Source organism: Geobacter sp. 60473 (genome assembly GCF_036323535.1).
In the GTDB taxonomy this organism is placed as follows: Bacteria; Desulfobacterota; Desulfuromonadia; order Geobacterales; family Geobacteraceae; genus Geobacter; species Geobacter sulfurreducens.
The window spans coordinates 1,571,739-1,595,112 of the sequence record NZ_AP028967.1 but is presented as its reverse complement, the minus strand read 5'-3'; the positions used below and the strand labels follow the sequence as shown (position 1 = coordinate 1,595,112).

At 60.1% G+C, this 23,374-nt stretch carries 22 protein-coding genes; all 22 read left to right on the top strand.

The genetic code is table 11. The features are described 5' to 3' along the window. The first annotated feature begins 18 nt into the window (after positions 1-18). The 22 genes from AABA48_RS07295 to AABA48_RS07190 all read left to right on the top strand — a co-directional run bounded on the left by AABA48_RS07295 (position 19) and on the right by AABA48_RS07190 (position 23,357). Positions 19-1,248, top strand: coding sequence for a TIGR03016 family PEP-CTERM system-associated outer membrane protein (locus AABA48_RS07295; protein ID WP_324309898.1), 1,230 nt, complete (start codon positions 19-21; stop codon positions 1,246-1,248). Then, on the top strand, positions 1,248-2,153 hold the full coding sequence (locus AABA48_RS07290) for an XrtA system polysaccharide deacetylase (RefSeq protein WP_286352363.1): 906 nt from the start codon (positions 1,248-1,250) through the stop codon (positions 2,151-2,153). The genes AABA48_RS07295 and AABA48_RS07290 overlap by 1 nt, the downstream gene beginning before the upstream one ends. Then, the gene (gene xrt / locus AABA48_RS07285; protein ID WP_338271250.1) at positions 2,150-3,022 is read left to right on the top strand and encodes an exosortase; all 873 of its coding nucleotides are present in this window, start codon (positions 2,150-2,152) and stop codon (positions 3,020-3,022) included. The genes AABA48_RS07290 and xrt overlap by 4 nt, the downstream gene beginning before the upstream one ends. Then, a complete protein-coding gene (locus AABA48_RS07280; RefSeq protein WP_338271249.1) occupies positions 3,010-3,684 on the top strand; it encodes an exosortase C-terminal domain/associated protein EpsI in 675 nt (224 codons plus the stop codon). The genes xrt and AABA48_RS07280 overlap by 13 nt, the downstream gene beginning before the upstream one ends. Continuing rightward, positions 3,684-4,826 (top strand): glycosyltransferase family 2 protein, encoded by a 1,143-nt coding sequence (locus AABA48_RS07275; RefSeq protein ID WP_338271247.1) that lies wholly within the window; start codon positions 3,684-3,686, stop codon positions 4,824-4,826. Before AABA48_RS07280 ends, AABA48_RS07275 begins: the two co-directional genes overlap by 1 nt. Before the next feature lies 1 nt (position 4,827). Then, positions 4,828-5,958, top strand: coding sequence for a glycosyltransferase (locus AABA48_RS07270; RefSeq protein WP_338271246.1), 1,131 nt, complete (start codon positions 4,828-4,830; stop codon positions 5,956-5,958). Between the two features lie 41 nt (positions 5,959-5,999). Then, a complete protein-coding gene (locus AABA48_RS07265; protein ID WP_338271245.1) occupies positions 6,000-6,977 on the top strand; it encodes an NAD-dependent epimerase/dehydratase family protein in 978 nt (325 codons plus the stop codon). 9 nt (positions 6,978-6,986) lie between these two features. After that, entirely contained in the window at positions 6,987-8,141 is a 1,155-nt protein-coding gene (locus tag AABA48_RS07260) for a LegC family aminotransferase (RefSeq protein WP_338271244.1), read from the top strand. Beyond that, positions 8,134-8,763, top strand: coding sequence for an acetyltransferase (locus AABA48_RS07255; RefSeq protein WP_286352370.1), 630 nt, complete (start codon positions 8,134-8,136; stop codon positions 8,761-8,763). Before AABA48_RS07260 ends, AABA48_RS07255 begins: the two co-directional genes overlap by 8 nt. A 21-nt stretch (positions 8,764-8,784) precedes the next feature. Continuing rightward, on the top strand, positions 8,785-9,492 hold the full coding sequence (locus AABA48_RS07250) for an acylneuraminate cytidylyltransferase family protein (RefSeq protein WP_338271243.1): 708 nt from the start codon (positions 8,785-8,787) through the stop codon (positions 9,490-9,492). A 24-nt stretch (positions 9,493-9,516) separates the two neighbouring features. Next, positions 9,517-10,452 (top strand): hypothetical protein, encoded by a 936-nt coding sequence (locus AABA48_RS07245; RefSeq protein WP_338271242.1) that lies wholly within the window; start codon positions 9,517-9,519, stop codon positions 10,450-10,452. Continuing rightward, complete coding sequence (locus AABA48_RS07240) at positions 10,449-11,501, top strand: N-acetylneuraminate synthase family protein (RefSeq protein WP_119332856.1); 1,053 nt, start codon at positions 10,449-10,451, stop codon at positions 11,499-11,501. The genes AABA48_RS07245 and AABA48_RS07240 overlap by 4 nt, the downstream gene beginning before the upstream one ends. Positions 11,502-11,567: 66 nt before the next feature. Then, positions 11,568-12,956, top strand: coding sequence for a hypothetical protein (locus tag AABA48_RS07235; RefSeq protein ID WP_338271241.1), 1,389 nt, complete (start codon positions 11,568-11,570; stop codon positions 12,954-12,956). A gap of 3 nt (positions 12,957-12,959) precedes the next feature. Beyond that, complete coding sequence (locus tag AABA48_RS07230) at positions 12,960-14,390, top strand: nucleotidyltransferase family protein (protein WP_286352374.1); 1,431 nt, start codon at positions 12,960-12,962, stop codon at positions 14,388-14,390. Positions 14,391-14,442: 52 nt separating this feature from the next. Next, entirely contained in the window at positions 14,443-15,525 is a 1,083-nt protein-coding gene (opgC, locus tag AABA48_RS07225) for an OpgC domain-containing protein (RefSeq protein ID WP_286352375.1), read from the top strand. Between the two features lie 39 nt (positions 15,526-15,564). Beyond that, positions 15,565-16,908: a DUF4910 domain-containing protein gene (locus AABA48_RS07220; RefSeq protein ID WP_338271240.1), complete on the top strand. Its 1,344-nt coding sequence runs from the start codon at positions 15,565-15,567 to the stop codon at positions 16,906-16,908. Continuing rightward, positions 16,905-18,191 carry a polysaccharide pyruvyl transferase family protein gene (locus AABA48_RS07215; RefSeq protein ID WP_286352377.1) on the top strand — a complete coding sequence of 429 codons (1,287 nt, stop codon included), beginning with the start codon at positions 16,905-16,907 and terminating at the stop codon, positions 18,189-18,191. Before AABA48_RS07220 ends, AABA48_RS07215 begins: the two co-directional genes overlap by 4 nt. 35 nt (positions 18,192-18,226) lie before the next feature. Beyond that, positions 18,227-19,309 (top strand): polysialyltransferase family glycosyltransferase, encoded by a 1,083-nt coding sequence (locus AABA48_RS07210; protein WP_286352378.1) that lies wholly within the window; start codon positions 18,227-18,229, stop codon positions 19,307-19,309. Positions 19,310-19,350: 41 nt separating this feature from the next. Beyond that, on the top strand, positions 19,351-20,907 hold the full coding sequence (locus AABA48_RS07205; RefSeq protein ID WP_338271239.1) for a lipopolysaccharide biosynthesis protein: 1,557 nt from the start codon (positions 19,351-19,353) through the stop codon (positions 20,905-20,907). Further along, positions 20,900-21,838 (top strand): glycosyltransferase, encoded by a 939-nt coding sequence (locus AABA48_RS07200; protein ID WP_324309918.1) that lies wholly within the window; start codon positions 20,900-20,902, stop codon positions 21,836-21,838. Before AABA48_RS07205 ends, AABA48_RS07200 begins: the two co-directional genes overlap by 8 nt. A 34-nt stretch (positions 21,839-21,872) precedes the next feature. After that, the gene (locus tag AABA48_RS07195; protein WP_338271237.1) at positions 21,873-22,760 is read left to right on the top strand and encodes a glycosyltransferase family 2 protein; all 888 of its coding nucleotides are present in this window, start codon (positions 21,873-21,875) and stop codon (positions 22,758-22,760) included. A 15-nt stretch (positions 22,761-22,775) separates the two neighbouring features. Beyond that, positions 22,776-23,357: a serine O-acetyltransferase gene (locus AABA48_RS07190; RefSeq protein ID WP_286352382.1), complete on the top strand. Its 582-nt coding sequence runs from the start codon at positions 22,776-22,778 to the stop codon at positions 23,355-23,357. The last annotated feature ends 17 nt before the right edge of the window (positions 23,358-23,374 follow it).

Sequence of the window (23,374 nt, the reverse complement as noted above, 5' to 3'; positions counted from 1 at the left end):
ACCTCAAGGGAGAGAACCATGAAACAGGCAGCCCCGCTTCTCATCTGCTGTGCATGCGCCGCGCTCGTTCCGTTTCCAGCCCATGCCGCTGATTTCCGGGTTACCCCCAACATAACCGTGAGCGAGGAGTTCACCGACAACGTCTTCGAAACGGCCGAGGGGAAGCGCTATGATTTCATTACCCGCCTGCTTCCGGGTCTTTCACTCGATTACAAGGCCCCCGTCCTGGACCTCTCCGTGGCGTACAATTACGACTACCGCTACTATGCCCGCAACAGCCGCAGCGACGACACTACCCACAACCTTGACGCCCGGGGCCTGGCGCGGATTGTCGACGAGTTCCTCTTTCTGGAAGCCAGCGATACCTACAAGCGTGTCTCCCTCGACGTTTCCCGCGACACCAGCAACGAAAGCCTGTTCCGCAATCAGTCGGACCAGAACATCGTCACCGCTTCGCCTTATTTCGTCATCAGCACCATCCCCCACTACACCATCAAGGGTGGATACCGCTATACCAATACCTGGTACAAGGACCCGTCCGGCATCGACAAGACCGAGCATCGCGCCTTTGCCGACCTCAGCTATGAGATGACCAAGCAGCTTTCCCTGACCGGCACGTATTCCTACGTGATCGAGGACACTGCGGAATCGGACCTGAACCGCCACGAGGCCATGGCGGGCGGACGCTACGAGTACGCCGACAAGAGCTTCGTTTTCGCCAACGGCGGTGCTTCCCGCATTTCCTACCGGGGAGGGGACACCTTCACCAATCCCATTTGGAATGCCGGGCTTACTCATGCCTTTGATTCCTTCACCGTTACGCTGTCCACCGGCGTCCAGTACAGCGAAGACCCCCTGCGCGCCTCCACGGAGGAAACCTTTTACTCGGCCGTATTCGATATGCCCCTGAAGCGTGGGGCGCTGAACCTGAACGCTTCCTACTCTGACTTCGTCAATACCGCAACCGATGAGCGGGAAACCAGACGGTACGGCGGCGGCTTCACCCTGCACCATGAACTCACTCAGCGTCTTATCGGCACCCTCGGCTTTGCCGCCGAACGTTACGAACAGAACCTGCTGGATGCCTATACCCGCAAATTCTTCGTGGATGCAGGCCTTCGCTACGAACTGGGCGAAGGGTTCTCCCTGGGGCTCACCTACCGCTACATCGATTACCACTCCCCCCGGATCGTAGCAGACAACTACACCGTCAACCGGGCTATGGTGGAGATCAGGAAGGTCTTCTAGTGCGTAACGCGCTCTCCATAGATGTGGAGGATTACTTCCAGGTAAGCGCCTTTGAAGAATGTTCTCCTCCGGAGCAGTGGGACCGCTTTCCCCTTCGGGTGGTGAGGAATACGTCCCGTATCCTCGACATGCTCGATGCCGGGGGCGTCAAGGCCACGTTCTTCGTCCTCGGCTGGGTGGCGGAACGCGCGCCGGAACTGGTGAAAGAGATAGCACGACGGGGCCACGAGGTTGCCAGCCACGGCTATGGCCACCGCCGGGTTTCTACCCAGACCAGGCAGGAATTCCGGGCCGACGTCCGCAGAAGCAAGTCACTGATCGAGAACCTTACCGGCAGTCCCGTCTACGGCTATCGCGCGCCAAGCTATTCGATCTCACGGCACGTGCTCTGGGCCTTCGACGAACTGCTCGACGCCGGTTACCGTTACGACTCCAGCGTCTTTCCCGTCCGCCATGACCTCTACGGCATCCCTGACTGGCCGAGCCACCCCTTTCGGGTCGTGAAGGGGAACGGTGGGTGGGAGCCGTCCACAACTGCCCCTGACAGTGAAGACGGCATCACCGGCCAGATGCCGTCCATCCTTGAAATGCCGATAACCACCCTTACCCTCGGCGGCAGGAACATTCCCATTGCCGGGGGCGGCTATTTCCGCTTTTTCCCCTATGCCTTCACCCGGTGGGGGCTGCGGCGCATCAACCGGCGGGAGAAACGGTCGTTCATCTTCTATCTCCATCCCTGGGAGATGGACCCCGACCAGCCCAGAATGGCCGGTGCTCCGGCCAAGAGCCGGTTTCGGCATTACCTGAACCTGCACCGGACCGAAGAGCGCTTCCGCCGACTGCTGGGAGAATTCCGCTTTACCCCCGTGATGGACCTTCTGGCCACAGGGACGGTTGAACCATGAATACGAACGAGATGACCAGGAACGGGAACATATCCATGGGTGGTAAAAGCGCCGGGGCCAGGCTCGGACTGCTTGCCCTGTTCTGCTGCGCCTTTGTGGCGGCGTTTCTGCCGGTGATAACCGGACTGGTGCAGGCATGGTCCGGCTCCGAGGACTATTCCCACGGATTTCTGATCGCTCCGCTGTCGGCCTTTATCCTCTGGCAGAAACGGGAGATATTCTCCCGCCCCGGTTCCGCCGGTTCCCTGGGCGGGCTGGTGTTGGTGGTTCTGTCTCTCGCGGTCTATCTGTTCGCCCATGTCGCCGGCATCGCGACCCTGGCCGCCCTGTCCATGGTTGGATTTCTGTGGGGCACGGTTGTGTACCTGTTCGGTTTCCGCGTCTATTGCCAGGCCCTGTTCCCCTTGACACTGCTCCTGTTCATGATTCCGATCCCCGCGCAGATCTATGCGGCCCTTACCATTCCGCTTCAGCTCATCGTGAGCAAATTGGCCGTGGGGATGGCCGCGGCAACGGGCATCCCGGTGTATCGCGAGGGCAATGTCATTCACCTTGCCCGGGGGACATTCGAGGTCGTGCAGGCCTGCAGCGGTCTCCGCTCCATCATGGCGCTACTGACCATCGGTGCCGTTCTTGGCTACTTTTCTCTCACGTCGAATTTCCTGCGGATCATCCTGTTCGCGACCGGCATTCCCATTGCCGTTGCCGTGAACATTCTGCGGGTATTCGTGCTTATCGTCGCGTTTCATTATCTGAACATCGATCTTGCCAAGGGGACCGCCCATACCGTCCTTGGACTGGCCCTGTTCGTAGTGTCGTTCGGCCTGTTTCTGCTGATCCGGAAGGGGTTGTCGCTATGCGATCGGTGAGTTGCACGAAACTGGTTGCCGTCTGCGTTCTGCTCGCGGTTACGGCGTTTTTGATCCATGGCCGTTCCCAGGCAGTAACGGCGAACGGTTCGGGCGCACCGTTACGCACTGAATTCGAACGCGTGACAGGCTGGAACTCGCTGGGCAATCAGCCTCTGGAACCCCGTGTTGTCGAAGAACTCAGGCTCGACGACTATCTTTACCGCAGTTTCATCCGTGACGGAGCCGTGGTGACCCTCTACATCGGCTATTACCATACTGCCGGGAAAGTGGGGGCCGCCCACGATCCCCTCGTCTGCTTCAACGGGCAGGGGTGGCGCATCGCGGGGCGCAGTAAGGGGGAACTCCACTTGGCCGGCTCTCCCGGACTCCGGGTGAATTACTCGTCCATGATCGTTGAGCGCGATGGCCAACGGGAACAGATCGTCTACTGGTTCCAGACGAACGGCAAGACCGCCGCCACCACCCTGACCCAGAAGGTTCACATGGTTCAGGACCGCCTGTTCGGCTCAGGTGAGAATAACGCCTTCGTGCGGATCAGTACGCCGGTCGCCGGTGATTCGACCGCCCGTACCGTGGAGCGTATCACGCATTTCGTCGAGGCGTTTTATCCCGCCTTCCACCGCTACGCGGCTGGGGCCGGCCCGTTGGAGACGAGATAATGATTGAACTGGTGCTGCTCATATCGCTCTTCATGGTGTTCTACGTGTATGGGGGATACCCGGTGCTGGCCGCAGCGCTCGGCCTGGTGGCGAGACGTCCGGTTCGCAAGGGCTCCATCGAGCCCATGGTCACCATCGTCATTGCCGCATACAACGAGGAAGACGTCATCGGCGCCACCATTGAGAACAAGCTGGCACTGGACTATCCCCAGGACCGCCTCGAAATCATCGTGGTTTCCGATGGTTCCACCGACCGGACCGACGAGATTGTCGGCATGTATGCCGTGCGGAACGTCAGGCTGATCCGCCAGGAGCCCCGCGCCGGCAAAACGAGCGGCCTCAACCTGGCAATTCCCCGGGCGCGTGGCGAGATTATCGTCTTTTCCGATGCGAACTCCCTCTATGCCCCGTCGGCCCTGCGCCACCTAGTGGCGAACTTTGCCGACGAGGAGGTGGGCTACGTGACCGGCCGGATGGTTTATGCCAATCCGGATGGTACCACCATCGGCGAGGGGTGCAGCACCTACATGCGCTATGAGAACTATTTACGCGTCATCGAGAGCCGCATTGGATCGGTGGTCGGGGTGGACGGCGGGGTCGACGCCATGCGCAAGCGGCTCTACCGCCCCATGAATGCCGACCAGCTCCCGGATTTTGTCCAGCCGCTCAAGGTCGTCGAGCAGGGGTACCGTGTCGTGTACGAACCCGAAGCGCTCCTGTGGGAGCCGTCTCTCAAGGAGGCCGGCGACGAGTACCGGATGCGGGTCCGCGTTTCGTTGCGGGCTTTCTGGGCCCTGTTCGACATGAGAAAGCTCCTGGCCCCGTGGCACGATCCCCTTTTCGCCTGGCAGCTCTGGTCGCACAAGGCCCTGCGCTACCTCTGTTTTCTGTTCCTCGTGGCCGCCTATGTTTCCAACCTGGCCCTGCTGGGCAAGGGAACCGGGTACGTGGCCCTGTTTCTCCTCCAGAGCGCCGGCTATCTCGCGGCGGTGACCATGCCCTACCTGGAGCGGACCGGCAAGGGGTGCCGTCTCTGCACCCTGGCCCGCTACTTTTTCCTGCTGAACCTTGCCGCCGCCCACGCCTTCGGCAAGTTCCTCAGGGGGGAGAAACAGGTCATCTGGACGCCGCGGAAGGGGTAGCATGAAGGTTTTGCACGTCATCGACAGCGGTGGCCTGTACGGAGCCGAAGTCATGCTCCTCAATCTCGCTGCCGAGCAGGCCGCCATGGGGCTTGAACCGATCATCGCCAGCATCGGCGATCCCCTCTACGACGAAAAACCGCTGGAAAAGGAGGCAGTACGCCGGGGGCTGCGGGTGGAGAGGTTTCGCATGAGACCGGGGCCGAATGTTGCCGGCGCCTTCAGCGTGCTTCGGTTTGCGTGGCGTGAGCAATGCGACGTGCTCCATTCCCATGGCTACAAGGGGAACATCCTGTTCGGCTTCATGCCGCGGGCGCTCCGCCGACTGCCAATGGTCACCACTCTTCATGGCTGGACCTGGACCGGCGGGATGGACCGGATGGGCCTCTACGAATGGCTCGACCGGCTGAGCCTGCGCTTTGTGGATGCGGTGGTGATGGTGAACGACGCCATGCGCCGGAAGATCGACCTTCCCGGCATTCACGTGGTGCCTAACGGCATCCCGCTCGCCGGAGAGGCCGAGCGGCCCGCGGTGCCCCTCGACCCCCGGATCGTAGAGTTCTGCCGGGGAGGCATCACCCTGGGCGCAATAGGCCGTCTGTCACCGGAAAAGGGGTTCGATATCCTGCTGGACGCGGTCAGGGAGGTGGCGGAGACGAATCCCGGAGTCCGGCTGGCACTCCTCGGGGAGGGAGTCGAGCGGGACGCCCTGGAGGCGAAGATCCGGGAACTGGGGCTGACAGAAAGGGTGCTGCTGCCGGGATATGTGCCGGACGCCAATCGCTACCTGCCCCTGTTCCGGGCGTTTGTGCTCTCGTCGCTGACCGAAGGGCTTCCCATGGTCATACTTGAAGCCATGCTGGCCGGGGTCCCGATTGTCGCCACACGGGTAGGGGGCGTGCCCGAAGTGCTGCAGGAGGGTGAAGCGGGGGTTCTGGTGCCCGCTCCCTCTGCCGGGGATCTGGCGACTGGCATCAAGCACATCATCGCCGACGAGGCGGGGGCGCGGGACATGGCCGCGGTCGCCAGACAAAGGCTTGAGGCAAACTATTCGGCCATTGCGATGGCTCAGAAGTATCAAGGCATTTACGACCGGCTGGCGACATGGTCAGCCGGCGGGCACTCGGCGTGAAGTTTTCGCCGGCACTTCAACTGATGATGGAGACATCAAGCATGCATGAACGTGTGTTGGTAACAGGGGCTGCAGGGTATATCGGTTCGGTTCTGGTGCGGATCCTTCTTGGTAAGGGGTATCGGGTGAAGGGTTTCGACAACCTTTCCTTCGGCGGTGAGGCCCTGATCGGGGTCTACAATCATCCCGGATTCGAATTCGTCAAAGGCGACATCCGTAATGATGAGGACCTCAGGAATGCGCTGGAAGGAGTGGGGGCCGTTGTCCACCTTGCGGCGATTGTCGGGGACCCGGCCTGTGCCAAACAGCCGGAACTGGCTACAGACATCAACTGGCACGGTGCCCGGAAGCTGTACGACCTGTGCTGTGAAACCCAGGGCATCAAGCGATTCATCTTTGCGTCCACCTGCAGCAATTACGGGAAAATGCCGGGAGAGGGATACCTCAATGAGGAGTCTCCCCTGAAGCCCGTGTCGCTCTATGCAGAACTCAAGGTCAAATTCGAGCAGTATCTGCTGCAAAGCAAGACCCGGCCGGATTTCATTCCTAGTGCGCTTCGTTTTGCAACCGTTTACGGGCTTTCTCCCCGGCTTCGTTTCGACCTCACGGTCAATGAATTCACCAGAGAGGTGGCCCTCGGCAAAGAGCTCGAAATTTTCGGCGAGCAGTTCTGGCGTCCCTACTGCCACGTAGAGGACCTGGCCAGGGGATGCGTCCACGTTCTCGAAAGCGATCCCGCGGCTGTCGATCATAACGTGTTCGGCGTGGGCGATACGCGTGAGAACTACCAGAAGGCGATGATTGCCGAGGAGCTGCTGAAGGTCATTCCCGACGCGAAAATCCGCTACGTCAGCAGGTCGGAAGACCCGCGCGACTACCGGGTGGATTTTTCAAAGATCAGGAACGAGCTGGGATTTGAAATCACCAGAACCGTGCCCGACGGGATTCGCGAGATTTACCGGATTCTCAAGGACGGGATTATTTCCGAACCCTATTCGAAGGCTTATCAAAACATCTGAGGAATTGCCATGATACCGCTCTCAGTACCGTGCCTGAAGGGCAACGAATGGAAGTACGTGAAGGAATGTCTGGATACGGAATGGGTTTCGACTGCGGGTAAGTATGTTGAAACGTTCGAGAAGAATTTCGCCGCGTTCGTCGGCTCCCGCCACGCCGTGGCCTGCGTGAACGGAACGGCGGCTCTCCAGGTGGCTCTCAGGATCGTGGGAGTCTGCGCCGGTGATGAGGTCATCGTGCCGACACTGACCTTCATCGCCACGGTCAATGCCGTCACATACCTGGGCGCCGAGCCCGTGTTCATGGACTGCGACGAGTACTACAACATCGACGTCCGCAAGACGGCCGAGTTTCTCGAACAGGAGACCGAGTTCAGGAACGGCAGTACCTGGAGCCGGGCCACGGGACGGCGGATTGCCGCGATCGTGCCGGTCCACGTCTTCGGCAATGCCGCCGGGATGAGCGAGCTCGTGGCCCTTTGCCGGGAGCGCAACATCAAGGTGGTGGAGGATTCGACCGAAAGCCTCGGCACCGTCTACAGCTCCGGCGAGCTGGACGGGAAGCACACGGGTACCGTGGGTGACATGGGGTGCTTCTCGTTCAACGGCAATAAAATCATCACCACCGGCGGCGGCGGGATGATCGTCACCGATGTCCCCGAATACGCCGAGCGGGCCAGGTACCTCACCACCCAGGCAAAGGATGACGAGGTCAGGTACGTCCACAATGAAGTGGGCTACAACTTTCGCCTGACCAACGTTCAGGCGGCCATCGGCGTGGCCCAACTGGAACTGCTCCCCGAGTTCCTTGAGGCGAAACGCGCCAATTACCTCGCCTACAAGGAGAGGATCGACCGCATCGACGGGCTCATCCTGGCGGAAAGCCCCGCCTATGCCCGCAACAACCACTGGATGTACGCGCTGCAGATAGATCCGGCCGTCTATGGCAAGGACCGTGAGCAGTTGATGGAATATCTGAAAGGGGAGGGAGTCCAGACCCGTCCGGTCTGGTACCTGAACCATCTGCAGGTCCCCTTCCGCGACTGCCGGAACTATCGCATAGAAAAGGCGTTCCAGATGCTGGAGACGACCCTGAGCATTCCGTGCAGCGCCAACCTGAGCGAACGCGACATCGACTTCGTCGCCGACAGGCTGCGCCATGGCTAGCATTGTCGTGGTAGGGGGCGGCGGGCACGCCAAGGTCGTCATCAGCGTGCTGAAAAAGGCCGGCTACCAGGTGGCAGGCTATACCGACCGCCAGGACCGGGGGCCGGTCCTCGGCATCCCCTGGCTGGGCGGCGACGGTGTTCTGCCGGGCGTTCTCGGGGCGCATCCGGCCTGCGGCGCCATCATCGGCATCGGAAAGGTCGACGCGTCGCAGTTGAGACTCACCCTGCAGGACGACATCGCCGGACTCGGCTTCGACTTCCCGGTCATCGTGTCGCCGCACGCGATGATCAACGAAGAGGTAACGCTCGGGGCGGGTACGGTCGTCTTTGACGGCGTCGTGGTCAACAGCGGCACGGAGACCGGCCGTGCCTGCATCCTCAACACGAACAGCACGGTCGAGCACGACTGCCGGCTCGGCGACAACGTCCATATCGCACCGGGGGTAACCCTCAGCGGAGGGGTCGTTGTTGGGCGCAACACCATGATCGGTACCGGGGCTACGGTTATCCAGTCCGTCTCCATCTGCGAAGACTGCATGATCGGCGCCGGCTCCACGGTGGTGAAGGATATAACGGTTCCGGGTACCTATGTGGGGAGCCCGGCCAGGAGGATTAAATGAGAACGGGGAGGGGGCACACTGATGCCTGACGCATGTATCGCGGTGATTCCGGCGCGGGGAGGCTCCAAGCGGGTTCCCGGGAAAAACATCAAACCGCTCATGGGCAAGCCCCTGATTGCATACACCGTCGAGGCTGCAGCCGACAGCGGATTGTTCGAGCGGATCGTGGTCAGCACCGACTGCCCGGAAATCGCTGAGGTGGCCCAACGGCACGGGGCGGAGGTCCCGTTCCTGCGGGAGGCATCCCTGGCGGACGATATTACACCCGTCTCGGCAGCGACGGTGGACATGCTGGTAAAACTCGACCCCGACGGCTCCAGCTACGGCTTTGTGTGCCAGATGATGCCCAACTGTCCCCTCAAGACCGCAGCCGACGTGCGTGACAGTCATCGTCAGTTCCTGGAGTCCGGCGCTGATTCACAGTTGTCCGTGGTGCGCTACGGCTGGCAGAACCCCTGGTGGGCCATGCGCCGGGACGACTCGTTCCGGCTCGATCCACTCTTCCGGGAGGCCATGACCCAGCGCAGCCAGGACCTGCCCGAACTCTTCTGCCCGACCGGCGCCATCTGGTGGGCGAAAGCCGACGTCCTGCGCCGGGAGGGGACCTACCACATCCCGGAGAAGACGGGATGGGAAATACCCTGGCAACGGGGACTGGATATCGATACCTATGACGACTGGGATATGGCGGAAATCCTGTTTCGTCTCGACAGCGCGGGCCGGCGCTGAACCTGCCCGCTGCCGCGGGGCCCGATGAGCGAGGGAAGACCCATTAAGACTCTGGCGCTGTACACAACCATTTATCCCGGCGTGGAGCCCTTCCTGCCCGACTGGTACCGCTCCGTGCGGGAGCAGAGCGACCGTGACGTTGTGCTCTGGATCGGGCTCGATTCCCTGACCGTGGAGGCCGCCATCGACGCCATGGGTGGAGATCCTGGTGCCACGTGGGTGCCGGCTGCCCCCGGCGACACCCCTGCGCAGGTCAGACAGCGGGTCTTTGAGCGCCTGGTGGACGTGGTTGACGGTGTAGTGCTGGTGGACAGCGACGACATCCTTCATCCCAGCCGGGTCGCCTCGGCTCGCCTTGCCCTCCGGTCAAGCGACCTTGTCGGTTGCGCCCTGCGCCTGGTGAATCAGGAAGGGGGCGACCTGGGGCTCGTGTTCGGGCTGCCGCCCGGGGCCGGTCCCGCCGACGTGCTGCCCAGGAACAACGTTTTCGGACTGTCCAACACGGCCTTCCGGTCTGATCTGCTGCGCCGCTGCCTGCCCATACCGTCCGACGTGGCGCTCGTGGACTGGTACCTGGCAACGCGGGCATGGCTGCTGGGAGCCCGGCTGGACTTCGACAACGTGATCCGGATGGATTATCGGCAGCACGGCGCCAACATGGCGCGGGTCAGACCTCCCTTCGGCCTGCCGCAGGTGATCAGCGACTGCGGGCGGGTGAGGCATCACTTCCAGCTCCTTCTGGACACGCTGCCGGAAGGCGTCCTGGCCGACCGTCGTGCCGCCGTGGAGCAGGTGGCCCGCGACGTCGAACAATTCTATCACCGCGTCGTTCTCCAGCCGCCGAGGCTCGAGCAGTATGTCCAGGCCCTGAACGAGCTTGAGCCGGCGCCGCTCTGGTGGTCAACTGTTGCTTATCCCGCGTTGCAGGACCTGTGGACGCATGAAAAGGAGACACAATGAAAAGCGTGAAATTCGGAGATGTGCCGGTTGGGACGGATACTCACCCCTATGTAATTGCCGAGATCGGTTCCAACCATAACGGAGACATGAACCTCTGCCGTCAGCTGATCGATGCCGCGGCCGAGGCCGGCGCTCATGCCGTGAAGTTCCAGTCGTGGACGGAAAAGTCGCTCATCGCCCGGGAGGAATATGAGCGTAACACAGAGTACTCCGACAAAAAGCGTCATTTCGGCTCTCTGTGGGACATGGTGAAAGCCTATCAGTTCACGGCAGAGCAGCATAAGGAAGCCCATGCCTACTGCCTGGAGCGTGGGATAGCCTTTTGCTCAACCCCCTTTTCGCCGGAAGAGACCGATCTGCTGGAATCGCTTGACGTGCCGTTCTACAAGATTGCATCAATGGATATCGTTCACCTGCCGTTTCTGAAGTACGTGGCGCGCAAGCAGCGGCCGATGCTGATCTCGACCGGTATGGCAACCCTGGCGGAAATCGAGGCGGCCGTCGAGACGGTGCGGGCCGAAGGTAACGATCAGATCGTGCTGCTGCACTGTGTATCAATCTATCCGCCCGACTACGAGATGATCCATCTACGCAACATGGCCACGCTTCAGCAGGCGTTTGATGTCCCGGTCGGGTTCAGCGATCACACCATGGGTACGGCCATCCCCCTCGCGGCCATCGCCCTGGGAGCCTGTGTTATCGAGAAGCACTTCACCCTCGACCAGGATATGGAGGGATGGGATCACGCCATCTCCGCCACGCCGGCCGAGTTGCGGACCATCGTGGAGGAGGGAAGAAACATCCAGATAGCGCTCGGCGGCGGCAAGAGAATCGTTACCGAAGCCGAGATGGAGAAACGCAAGAAATTCAGGCGGAGCCTGGTAACCCGCCGTGCCCTTCCCCAAGGCCATGTCCTCGTCGAAGCCGATCTGGACGCCAAGCGTCCCGGCACCGGCATTTCCCCCGCCGAGATGAACTATGCCCTCGGCCGCAAGCTGGCTCGGGACATGCAGGAAGATGATGTTATCCGCTGGGAGGATCTGGTGTGATGGGTCCGCTGCGGCCAGAGCAAGGAATGGGCGGCATGTGCCGCATGAATGTCAGAGGTGAGCTTGATGTCTGAAACCGTGTATGTCGTTCATTGCATCGATACCGAAGGACCTCTGCACGAATCGACCGAGGCCACCTTCGATCGTCTGAAATCGATCTTCAAGCTCGATCTGGAGCCGAGCTCCGCCCTGCTGCGCCGTCTGCAGACCGGCGAGGTGGACCTGGGAGGGATCGAGTCGGCTGTGATGAAGGTGGTGGACCCTCATCTCCTTGCCTACAACGATACCTGGGACAAGGTGGATGCCATGCTGGCGGAATGCCTCTCGGACGAGTTCCGCATGCGGGTGCGCGACTCCTTCGGCGGTGGATGGGTCTACAACTGGTTCTGCGTCGACCACGTGGATTACGATTACAATCCCCGCCGGCGGGACATGGGATACCACAACGTCTTTGATCACTACCGGCAGCTCATGCGGGAAACGGCGTCAACCCGGGACGGGCTCCATTTTCACTACCATCCCCACCCCTTCAGCCGGGAGGCCCATCGCTGCGCCACCCACTGGTGGGCCAATTCGGACAGCCTGCCCCAAATCCTGTCGCGACGGGTCATTGACCGGAACTGGTTCCCGTCTGCCCACCGGCCCGGGTTCCACGTGATCCGGCCGGACAGTCACTGGTTCCTGGAGCAGTTCATCCCCTTTGACTTTTCCAGCCAGGCCATGGTCCCGACCGATGACGACAGGGCCCAGTTCGGCCTCAAGGGGGGACGATTCGGCGACTGGCGCCGGTCGCCGGTGAATTGGCAGCCGTTCCATCCCGCGCCCGATGATTACCAGGTGCCCGGCACCTGCCGCCGCTGGGTGGCGCGTTGCCTCAATGTGGGCACGCGGTTCAGGCTCATGACCGAAAACGATGTGCGCCAGGCCTTCCGTGAGGCCCGGGACGGCAAGCCCGTGGTGCTTTCCTTCACCAATCATGATTTCCGCGACATGCGGCCGGACATTGAAGGCGTGCTGCAGCTGCTCGGCCGCGTTGCCGCCGAGTTCCCGGATGTTCCGTTCCGGTTCGCCGAGGCACTGGAGGCCATGCGTGGCGCGCTCGGCCTGCCCCTGCCGCCGCCCTGCGAGCTGGACCTTACCCTGACCGCTATCAGCGATTCGGCCCACGTGCTGGAGGTCCGCTCCGATACGCCGACCTTCGGCCCGCAACCCTGGCTTGCTATCAAAACAGCGGCCGGAACGTACCACTATGACAACTTCGACATCGAGATACCTTTCCACCGCTGGCAGTATGTGTTCGACGAGGAAACGTTCCCCCTGAACGCCCTGAGCGCCGTCGGGGTCGCCGCCAACAACGCTGCGGGCACTACGACCGTGGCCGTTCTGGAAACGACGACCGGTACGGTTACCAGACGCCACTGGAATGGAACATCATCCGCCAGCCACCAGGAGTGAGCCATGACCTCCGTTACTAAAACCATTCTCGAACAGGTCGTCATTTCTCCCGACGTCGCCATTGCCGAGGCCATCGCCCAGCTGGACAGGGCAGGTACCGGCTCCCTCGTGGTCTGCTCGGCGGACAGAAAGCTCTACGGCCTCCTGACCGACGGTGACGTGCGCCGCGCCTTGCTCAAGGCGGTCGACATGAGCGCGCCGTGCGGCGACATCGCCAACCGGAAGCCGGTAATCACATTCGTTCCGCTGCTGCCGATCGAAGCCCTCCGGCTCATGAACCATCACGACATCAACCACCTGCCGGTGCTGGACGCCGAGGGGAGAGTGGTTGATTTCCTGTTGCGCCGCGACCTGGTTGCCGAGGACGAATTGGCCGCCCGGGCCAGACGCCGGCTCGACAGCGTCGTCATTCTCTGTTCTGCTTCCATTGCTGAGGCCATAGCTCAACTGGACAGGGCAGGGACCGGCGCGCTGGTGCTCTGCGGGGAAGAGGACCGGCTCCACGGTCTCCTGACCGATGGTGACATCCGCCGGGCCGTGCTCCGCGGCATCTCGCTCAATACCCCTTGCCAGGATATCGCCAGCCGCAGGCCCGTGACGGTTGATCCTTCGTTTTCGGCAGCCCAGGCCCTCCAGCTGATGAACCAGCACGATATCAACCATCTGCCGGTGGTGGACGACACGGGGCGGGTCGTCGACTTTCTGCTCCGCAGGGATCTCATTGCCGATGACCAGCTCAACCTGTCGGCGGTCGTCATGGCGGGAGGGTACGGTAAGCGGTTGCTCCCCCTCACCGAGCAGGTTCCCAAGCCGATGCTCCCGGTGGGTGACCGGCCCCTGCTGGAGCGGACCATCGACCAGCTCCGCCGGTCGGGCATCAGGGAGGTCAACCTGACCACCCACTACCTGCCCGACAGCATCGTGGAGCATTTCGGCGACGGCGATTCGTTCGGCGTGAAGCTGAACTACCTTAAGGAAGACCATCCCCTGGGCACCGCCGGCGGGCTCAAGCTGATGAAAAAGGCGAGCGGTCCCTTCCTCGTGATGAACGGCGACATCCTCACCGGTGTTCCGTTTCAGGAAATGTTCGCCTACCACCGCAAAAACGGCGCCGAGATCACCGTGGGGGTCAGGAAATACGAGGTTCAGGTCCCCTTCGGCGTGGTGGAGTGTGACGACGTCAGGATTACGGGGCTGAAGGAAAAGCCCTCCCTCACGTTCTTCATCAACGCGGGAATCTATCTGCTGGAACCGTCGGTCTGCGACCTGATTCCCGACGGGGAGCGCTTCGACATGACCGACCTGATCCAGAAGCTGCTGGACGAGGGCCGTTCCGTGGTCAGCTTCCCCATCATGGAGTACTGGCTCGATGTGGGGCGGCACGAGGACTACCAGAAGGCCCAGGAAGATGTGCGGAGCGGAAAGATACAGTGACGTGCGCCGACAACCATCCGTTGCCGGGCGGCATGGCGGGAGCCTGCTGACCATGGAGCGAGACCGGAGAATTGATACCATTCGTGGCCTGCTGGTGGCGATCATGATCATCGACCACGTGGGGGGCTACCTGAAGCTGGCCACGGCACAGACCTTGGGGTATGTCTCGGCTGCGGAAGGATTCGTCTTCCTGTCGGGATTCGTCTGCGCCAAGGTCTATGGCCGATACCTGGACAACACCAGGCAGTTGCTGACAAAGACCTTCAGGAGAAGCTTCCTCATCTACCGGTATCACATTGCCGTGGCGCTGCTGCTGCCCCTGCTGGCGCAGCTGATTCCACCGTACCAACGGTCGTGGATGGAACTTCTGCACCCCTACGATGTGGCCCCGCTGAAAACGGTCCTGCTCGATCTGGTGCTCCTCCACCAGGGTGATTATCTCGATATCCTACCGCTCTATGCCTGGTTGCTGCTGTTGTGCCCCGCGCTGCTTCTTCTGGTGCGCCGGGTGGGAGCGATTTCGGTCCTGGCCGTCAGTTTCGGTCTCTGGGTTGCCGGTCAGTTTGTTGATCCGATGCAGCTCATTGCCAGTTCCTTTGGCGCCCAGTATGGTACCGGCTTCTTCAACCTGATCTCATGGCAGTTTCTGTTCACCCTTGGTCTCTGCCTCGGCACATCCGCCCAGTGGCTGGACAGGCTGTGCGCCAATAAGATGCTGCTGGCTACCGTTGCAGTGTGCTGCCTTGCATTTTTCGCCTTCAGGCATTCCGATCTGGCGGTCAATCACCTGCTGCTGGTCGACAGGAGCAAGCTGCCGATACATCGCTTGCTGAACTTCTGTTTTCTCATGGTGCTGCTCCGCCAGATGCTCCAGAACGTGCCCCGCGATTTCTTCGTGCCGTATGTCGAATATATCGGTCGGCATTCGCTGCAGATATTTTCCCTGCACGTGCTGGTCATCTATCTGTTCAGACCCGTGGCCTGGCGGGTGGATGCCATGTACGGCGAGACAGGGCTCACTGCCCTGTCCCTCGTAATCTTCGCCCTGAGTAGCCTTCCGGTCTATGTTTACAACCGGTACCGGCAAACGTCCTTCCTCCTGTTCCGGCAGAGGCTGGACAGCGGTCTGCGCTGAGGCGGCGCAGCCCAAAACTTCGATGGCGGATTAAACTGTATGACGATTGATACCACTTCCTTTGATTTCACCACCTGCGGCGAGGAGATGTACCGGCTCTTGGCCGAGCTGTTTCCCCTCTGTCGTAGCATTACCGGCGACGGTGTCCGGGAAACACTCCGGATCATCCAGGGGCAGATCCCTCTCCGGCTCGTGGAGGTCCCGACAGGCACGCAGGTGTTCGATTGGACCGTTCCCCGCGAATGGGCGATCCGCGACGCCTACATCAGCGACAGCAATGGCAAACGGATTGTCGATTTCCGGAGTAACAACCTCCACGTGGTCGGCTACTCCGTGCCGGTGGACAGGACAATAAGCCTTGCCGAGCTGCAGAACCACCTCTATTCGCTGGAAACCATGCCCGACGCCATCCCGTACGTCACATCCTACTACCAGGAGCGCTGGGGGTTCTGTCTTACGCAGCGCCAGCGCTCCGGCCTTCCCGACGGCGCATACCGGGTATTCATCGACAGCGAACTGAAAGACGGCCATCTGACCTATGGCGAGTTGATCATTCCGGGGGAGACCGACCGGGAGATCTTCCTTTCGACCTATGTCTGCCACCCGTCCATGGCCAACAATGAGCTGTCGGGGCCGGTGGTGGCAACCATGCTGGCCAGGTGGATCATGAGCCGGCCGCGCCGGTTCACCTACCGCATCGTCTTCATTCCCGAGACGATCGGATCCCTGACCTATCTGAGCAGGAATCTGGACAGAATGAAGGAGAACATCGTGGCCGGGTTCAACCTGACCTGCATCGGCGACGACCGGGCCTATTCCTTCCTTCCCTCGCGAAGCGGTTCGACCCTGGCCGACAGGGCCGCCCTGAACATCCTGGGGCACAAGCATCCGGACTTCATCAGGTACTCCTTCCTGGACCGCGGCAGTGACGAGCGCCAGTACTGCAGCCCGGGGGTCGACCTCCCGGTGGTGTCGGTCATGCGTTCCAAATACCGCGAGTACCCGGAGTATCATACCTCCTTGGACAATCTGGACCTGGTGACGCCGGCCGGCCTGCAGGGGGGATTTTCGGCGGTGCGGGACTGTCTCGAACTTCTGGAAAACAACCGCGTCTACCGGGCAACGTGCCTCGGCGAACCCCAACTCGGCAGGAGAGGGCTGTTCCCCACCGTGGGCACCAGGGATTCCCACAGCCAGGTGGCCGATATGCTTAACGTTCTCGCCTACGCGGACGGAACTAACGATCTGATCGACATCAGCAACACCATTCAGGCGCCGGTTGACCGGCTCTACCCGATAATTGACAAACTGGCCGCCGCCGGCCTGTTGGTCGAGCAGGCGGCGGACCTTTCCTCCCGTGACGTCGTGGGGGCAGGCGTATGAAAGTCTTCTTCATCAATGACTCCACGAGTAACCACAACTGGGGAGACCGGGCCGCCGCCATCGCCCTCAGGAAGATGATCTGCGCCAGCGGTGCCCGGATCATCGGTGCGGTAACCGAGGATGATCTCAAGTTTTCCCTGCTGTACAAGCAACGCGATCCGACGGAGAGCCTGACGCAGAAAATCGTCAAGCAGTTCATCCCACCGCTGGTTACCAAGGCCAGGATGCTGATTGACAGGCTTTTGCCCGCTGCCGGCAGCGACGATATGATACCTGCTTCGTGGGACCAGTTCGAGAGCGCCGCCGATATGGTCCTGAGGGACCCCCATGTCCGCTCGTCCCTGGTGAAGATGATCGAAGATGCTGACTTGGCGGTGATCCACGGCGACGGCTGCATGGTGGGCAATACCCGAATTGCGCGGGCCGAACTGTTTCTGAGCTACCTGATCAAAAAGCGGTTCGGCAAGCCGGTGATCATGGTGAATCACACCGCGGATTTCGATCACCCCACACTGCGCGCCATGGCCGAGAATGTCTACCCGCTGTTCGATGACGTGGTGTTCCGCGATCCCATTTCAGCCCAGCGCTGTACGTCTCTGTGCCGCGGCAGATTCAGCGCCGACACGGCATTCCTGTTCAAGCCCGTGCCCCTGGCCGACTGGCTGCCCGTTGCCCAACGCCCTACCTATTTCGATGTGTGGCCCGATACTGCCTGCTTCAACCCGGCGGAGCCCTACCTCTGTATCGGCGGCTCGTCCATTTTCTCTTACAACGGCACGCCTCAGGAGCTTATCGAGCGCGTCGCGGCGCTGGTAACCCATATCGGCTCCATCTACCGCGGGCAGATTGTCCTCACCGTCTCGGACATTGTAGATCAGGCGGTCTTCCGTCCCATTGCCCAGCAGTTGAATTTGCCCCTGGTGGGCCTGACGACGCCGGTGCAGCAGGCCGTCGACATCATCGGCAATGCCCAGGCCTACGTGGGAGGGAGATGGCATCCGAGTATTTTCGCCTTGCGCGGCGGGACTCCGGTTGTTCCCATATCGTCCAAGACCTTCAAAATGCAGGCTCTGATCGAAATGTCGGGGCTGGCATCGTGCACCTTTGACGCCTTGAGCATCGATCAGGAGAAGGAACGAATGGGACAGCAGCTCATGAGCTACATCGCACAAGGAGATGGGCTGAGGCACCAGCTGAAGCTATGGGCTGAGGAAAAATCGAAGAACTGTTGGGACAATGTGACATATCTGAAGCAATTCCCGGGCTCAGCAACAACTGCCTGATTGAAGAAGGATCCCCACATGCACCGGAGCACGTTATGACAGTATTTGTAATAGAATCGCCATTTCAGGTGATGAATGCCATAGAGGCGGTCCATCATTTCAAGTTTAAAGACAATGTCATCATCGTATTGTTGTCGGGGCTTTTCAGCAGAGAAAGCTACGAAAGAATTATTGACAAGGAACAGTGGAAGGAAGTCAGGTTTATCCCTTTTCGCTATAAATTGACCAACAGTGATTTCGGGCTTCATCCCCCGAAGAATCTCTATGAAAGGATGCAGGAGCTTTACCTGACACTTGATCGATCAGTCAAGAAAAAGGCCATCAATAACATGTGCCAGTCGTTGGGCCGGGTTGACAATCTTGTGTTGGGCAGTTACCGGCGGTATTACGACATTCATATGAGGCACATCGCCAACAATGTCGATCACAACAGACTGTTCCTTATCGATGTGGGAACGGATACCCTCGAGATTGGCAGGCAGAGGATTGAAGAACACAACGCCGGTTCCGGTGTCCTCAGGGATGAACCGGCTAAGTCGTTGAAAAGTATGCTTCGCGACAAGTTGGTGGAGTGGGACGGGACCGGTGTCGACTCGCTAACCTTTTTCACCAGCTATGATTTCGAGGTTTCCGGCCCGGATCGAGTCATCAAGAACGATTATCGTTACTTCAAATCGCTCGCCGACAGGGCGGCAGTCTCCGACGGTGTCTGGTTCATCGCCCAGCCGCTGGTGGAGCAGGAATACCTGACCCATGACGTCTATGTCCGATACCTGGCCAAGGTGAAGCAGTACTTCTCCGGTCGCCCGGTCTTCTATATCCCCCACCCGCGTGAGTCGGGCAGGTATATCGACCTGGCACGGGATGAGTTCGGCTTCGAAACGAAGCGATTTGATGTTCCGATCGAGTACGCCGTTACCGTAGGCGGCAGCCGGCCCCAGTGCATTGCATCGTTCTTCTCCTCAGCGCTGGAGAATTTTGCCGTAATTTTCGGAAATCGCATCGATATCAAGGCGTTTTACCTGCATGGTGCCGATCTTCTCAAGAACCATGAAAGCGTTGACGAGGTGTATTCGCATTACGTGTCAAAGGGGATGGACATAGAGGTCGTTTCCTGATGCCGGGCGTATTGCCTGCCGGCCGGGACGGAGATTGAGGCATGGGTCTGGGTCGCCAGATATTCAAACATACCGCCATCTACAGTGCGGCGACCATAGTCGGAAAGCTTGCCAGCTTCCTGATGCTGCCTTTCTATGCGCACATCTTCCAAACAAAGGGATACGGCGTCATCGGCATGATCGATGCCAGCCTCGGCATCCTGACGGTCCTGTTTACCGGCGGCTTCCAGATGGCCATCCTGCGCATCTACCACGAGCAGGAGGACCATCGCAAGGAACTGGCCCTCGGCACCGGAGTCCGCCTGGTGTGGGGCTTGAGCGCCCTCACCGTACTGCTGCCCATCCTCTTCAGCTCACCCATCAGCCGGATCGTCCTGGGCAGTGCCGAGTACTACCCCCTTGTCTGTCTGGCGCTGGTAACGTTCGTCATCGACGTGGCCGGTCAGAGTGCCAGTACCTTTCTGATTATCAGGCAGAAATCGCTGCTCTTTTCCACGGTCGGTCTCGTGCGTCTCTTTCTCGGCCTCTCCCTCAATATCTGGCTGGTGGTCATCCTTCAGGTCGGTCTGATCGGGGTATTCATCTCGTCCCTGGTGTCCGCCGCCGTGAGCACCCTGATATTCCATGTAGTGGCCCTGAGGGACCACGGTTTCGGCTTTGACCGGCAGATTGCCGGGAGCCTGCTCAGGTTCCAGTTGCCCCTGCTTCCCGGTGAACTGGTCGGTTTTCTCGGGCGTCAGGCCGAGCGGGTTCTGGTGCGGTTTCTGATCGGGCTCGAAGGGATGGGCGTCCTGGAGATGGCTTACAAATTCGCGCCGTTGCTGAACCTGCTGATCAATATTCCCTTCGGCAGAAGCTGGCGCACCAAGAGCATCGAAATCGCCGAGCAGGAAGACGCGCCCCGTGTCATGGGCGAGATGTTTACCCGCTACCTGTTCTTCATGATTTTCGTAGGGCTCGTCCTGGCGGTGGTCATGCAGGACATTCTGGAACTGATGACACCTCAGTCGTTTTGGTCAGCCAAGCGGATCGCCCAGGTGGAAATCGTCACCACCATCCTCACGGGATGCACCACGTTCCTGTCGTTCGGCATCCTCTACCGCAAGGAAACCAAGATTTTTACCTATGTTAAGTCGGTGCTCACCCCGATCAAGATAGCTCTCGCCTTCACGCTGATCTCCCTGTGGGGGCTGTCGGGCGCAGCCTATTCGGCGCTGATCATCGAAGCGGCCACCCTGGTCTGGATATTCCACAGATCCCAGGGACTTTACCGGATTCCCCTTGAATACCGCCGTATCGGGGTCATGGTGGGCGGAGCCGCCATTATCTTTGCTCTGCTGGACGGTAACCGCTATGAGCATTTCGGTCCCGCGGTCTATGCCCGGGAATATCTGCTGCCCGGACTGACCGGCTTCCTGCAGGGCACCCCTCTGGGAGAATGGAAATCCGGCAAACTGATCCACTTGTTCAGGATGAAGGAGGGGCTGGTGGTTTCGCTCTTCTTCAACATGCTCGCATCCATGATGTTTCTGGCCGTTATTCCCCTCCTGAGAGGGAAAAAGCTGCTGCCTGGCCAGCATGAGGTCAATAATGCCTAAACTGAGCATCATCATACCGGCCTACAACAACGCCCACCTTCTGCCGGAGACGCTGGACAGCATTTTCAGCCAGGACTGCGAGCCGTTCGAGTTGATTGTCGTTGACGACGGCTCCACCGACAACACGCGGGATGTTGTTGAAGGCTATGGCCGGGGTATCGTCTACCTGTGGCAGGAAAACAGCGGCGGCTGCTCAAAGCCGCGCAATGTCGGCATTCGCCATGCAACCGGCGAATACATTGCCATGTTCGACTCCGACGACATCATGATGCCCGGCAAGATCAGATGGCAGATGGATTTTCTCGACCGCAACCCCGGCGTGGACTTCGTGTTCACCGATTTTTGCGATTTCCGCAGCACTGAGATCCTGGCCAGCCACATCACCACCTGTCCGATCTTCAACAGCCTGCCCACACAGAAGGTCGGCGAAGATGCCCACGTGATCAGCAGCACCGACGCTTACGAGACTCTTCTGGTGGAAAATTTCATTGGCGGCTCCGCCATGATGTTCAGAAAAAGCCTGTTCAACGAGGCTGGCCCCTTCGACGAAAACCTCGAAGTAAGCGAAGACATAGATTTTACCCTGCGGGCGGCACGCACGCATGCCCTTGGCTTCATCAACAGGATCGGGCACCACCGTCGCCTGCACGACGGCAACATGACCTCCAAGGCGGAGAAAATCCTCACCAGAAGCATCAGGGTTTTTGGTGGGCATCTCAGCGTACCGAAATCGCCTGAGGCCCAGCAGCGGCTGGTTGGCAAAATGGCGGAGTTGCACGGCTCTCTTGCCTACCATTACCGGGAAAGCGCCCGCTATGCCGAGGCGCTGGCCGAATACCGTGCGTCATTGCGCCTGCGGCCCGCCTGTTTGGGGACCTACAAGGCGATGGCAAAGCTTGCAGTCATGGCCCTCGCCAAGAGCTGCAGGTAGCTGATACAAGTTCAACCAGAAAGGCAGGAATGGCATGAAACAGCCACGAGTAAGCGTCATTGTTACCTGTTACAATTACGCCACGTATCTGGAGGGGTGCCTGGCGTCCATTCTCAACCAGACCTATCAGGACTTCGAACTGGTGATCGTCAACGACGGCTCCACCGATAACACCGACGAGGTTATCTCCAGGTTCCTCGATAATGACAAGGTCAGATACATCAACCAGAAAAACACCGGCCAGGCCATTGCCACTAACAACGGTATTGCGGCCGCCGCCGGCGAGTTGATCGCCTTTCTGGACGCGGACGATCTGTGGGAGCCCACCAAGCTTGAGAAGCAGGTCCGCCTGTTCAACCGCGATTCCATCGGCGTGGTCTACAGCCGCATCAGGTTCATGGACGCGGAGGGGCGTCCCCTTGATATGCAACTGGAGGGCAAGTACTACACCCCGCGTTCCGGCCGGGTGACCGACGCCCTCCTGTTCGAGAACTTCATTCCCTACTCATCCACCCTGGTGCGCAAGGAATGTTTCGAAAAATTCGGGATGTTCAACCCCGAATACAAGAACGGTCTCGATTGGGACCTGTGGCTGCGGATATCCCGGGAGTACGAATTCGACTTTGTGGACGAGTACCTGCTCATCTATCGGATCGGTCACCCGGGGCAGCTGACATCCAATGTAGAGCGGAGCGTCCGGTGCGCGGATCTGATTTTCGACCGTTTTCTCGAAGAAAACCCCGGCATCGTTCCCGACAGCGTGGTCAGGAAGGCCATGGCCTATTCCTACTGCCGGCGGGGCAATCAGTTCCGGAAGATCGACCGCAAACGGTCCAACGGTTTCTTTCTGAACGCGTTGGCCAAGAACCCGGCCGAAATCGGAGCCTATGTGGGGCTGGTGAAGAATTTCCTCAACATGTAGGAAAAGGCAACCGCCATGAAATGGTCCGACTACACAAATACGGTTTCAGCCGATCTCTACCGCTACGGCGGCCGGCGCGACAGGGCCGCGTTCCTGAAGAGCCTCGCTTGCATTCCCGGCTTCAGGTACACATTTCTCATGCGCACGGCAAAATACCTGAAGAGCCGGGGCACGCTCCTGCTGCCTCTCTACGCGCTCTCCCGTTTTCTGCTGAACCACTACCAGTACAAGTACGGCATCAGTATCCCGTACAACACCGACATCGGACCCGGGCTCTACATCGGGCACTTTGGCGGCATCATCGTCAATGCCGAGGCAAAGATCGGCCGCAACTGCAATATCAATCAGGAAGTGACCGTCGGCGCCACCTATGGCGGGAAATATCCCGGTACCCCCGTCATCATGAACAACGTCTACCTGGGCCCCGGCAGCAAGATCATCGGAGGCATTACCCTCGGCAGCCACGCGGCCGTCGGCGCGAACTGCGTGGTGACGAAGCCGGTTCCCGACCACGGCGTGGTGGTGGGGATCCCCGGCGAAGTGGTTTCCACCAAGGGTTCCGGCGAGTATGTGGTGAATACGGTGGGCGCAGAATAGAAGTCGCAACTATCCAT

Excerpts from the sequence above, each read along its gene's own strand:
- AABA48_RS07295 (WP_324309898.1), top strand. The coding sequence starts at position 19 with ATGAAACAGGCAGCCCCGCTTCTCATCTGCTGTGCATGCGCCGCGCTC.
- xrt (WP_338271250.1), top strand. The coding sequence starts at position 2,150 with ATGAATACGAACGAGATGACCAGGAACGGGAACATATCCATGGGTGGT.
- AABA48_RS07280 (WP_338271249.1), top strand. The coding sequence starts at position 3,010 with ATGCGATCGGTGAGTTGCACGAAACTGGTTGCCGTCTGCGTTCTGCTC.
- AABA48_RS07275 (WP_338271247.1), top strand. The coding sequence starts at position 3,684 with ATGATTGAACTGGTGCTGCTCATATCGCTCTTCATGGTGTTCTACGTG.
- AABA48_RS07270 (WP_338271246.1), top strand. The coding sequence starts at position 4,828 with ATGAAGGTTTTGCACGTCATCGACAGCGGTGGCCTGTACGGAGCCGAA.
- AABA48_RS07265 (WP_338271245.1), top strand. The coding sequence starts at position 6,000 with ATGCATGAACGTGTGTTGGTAACAGGGGCTGCAGGGTATATCGGTTCG.
- AABA48_RS07260 (WP_338271244.1), top strand. The coding sequence starts at position 6,987 with ATGATACCGCTCTCAGTACCGTGCCTGAAGGGCAACGAATGGAAGTAC.
- AABA48_RS07255 (WP_286352370.1), top strand. The coding sequence starts at position 8,134 with ATGGCTAGCATTGTCGTGGTAGGGGGCGGCGGGCACGCCAAGGTCGTC.
- AABA48_RS07250 (WP_338271243.1), top strand. The coding sequence starts at position 8,785 with ATGCCTGACGCATGTATCGCGGTGATTCCGGCGCGGGGAGGCTCCAAG.
- AABA48_RS07245 (WP_338271242.1), top strand. The coding sequence starts at position 9,517 with ATGAGCGAGGGAAGACCCATTAAGACTCTGGCGCTGTACACAACCATT.
- AABA48_RS07240 (WP_119332856.1), top strand. The coding sequence starts at position 10,449 with ATGAAAAGCGTGAAATTCGGAGATGTGCCGGTTGGGACGGATACTCAC.
- AABA48_RS07235 (WP_338271241.1), top strand. The coding sequence starts at position 11,568 with ATGTCTGAAACCGTGTATGTCGTTCATTGCATCGATACCGAAGGACCT.
- AABA48_RS07230 (WP_286352374.1), top strand. The coding sequence starts at position 12,960 with ATGACCTCCGTTACTAAAACCATTCTCGAACAGGTCGTCATTTCTCCC.
- opgC (WP_286352375.1), top strand. The coding sequence starts at position 14,443 with ATGGAGCGAGACCGGAGAATTGATACCATTCGTGGCCTGCTGGTGGCG.
- AABA48_RS07220 (WP_338271240.1), top strand. The coding sequence starts at position 15,565 with ATGACGATTGATACCACTTCCTTTGATTTCACCACCTGCGGCGAGGAG.
- AABA48_RS07215 (WP_286352377.1), top strand. The coding sequence starts at position 16,905 with ATGAAAGTCTTCTTCATCAATGACTCCACGAGTAACCACAACTGGGGA.
- AABA48_RS07210 (WP_286352378.1), top strand. The coding sequence starts at position 18,227 with ATGACAGTATTTGTAATAGAATCGCCATTTCAGGTGATGAATGCCATA.
- AABA48_RS07205 (WP_338271239.1), top strand. The coding sequence starts at position 19,351 with ATGGGTCTGGGTCGCCAGATATTCAAACATACCGCCATCTACAGTGCG.
- AABA48_RS07200 (WP_324309918.1), top strand. The coding sequence starts at position 20,900 with ATGCCTAAACTGAGCATCATCATACCGGCCTACAACAACGCCCACCTT.
- AABA48_RS07195 (WP_338271237.1), top strand. The coding sequence starts at position 21,873 with ATGAAACAGCCACGAGTAAGCGTCATTGTTACCTGTTACAATTACGCC.
- AABA48_RS07190 (WP_286352382.1), top strand. The coding sequence starts at position 22,776 with ATGAAATGGTCCGACTACACAAATACGGTTTCAGCCGATCTCTACCGC.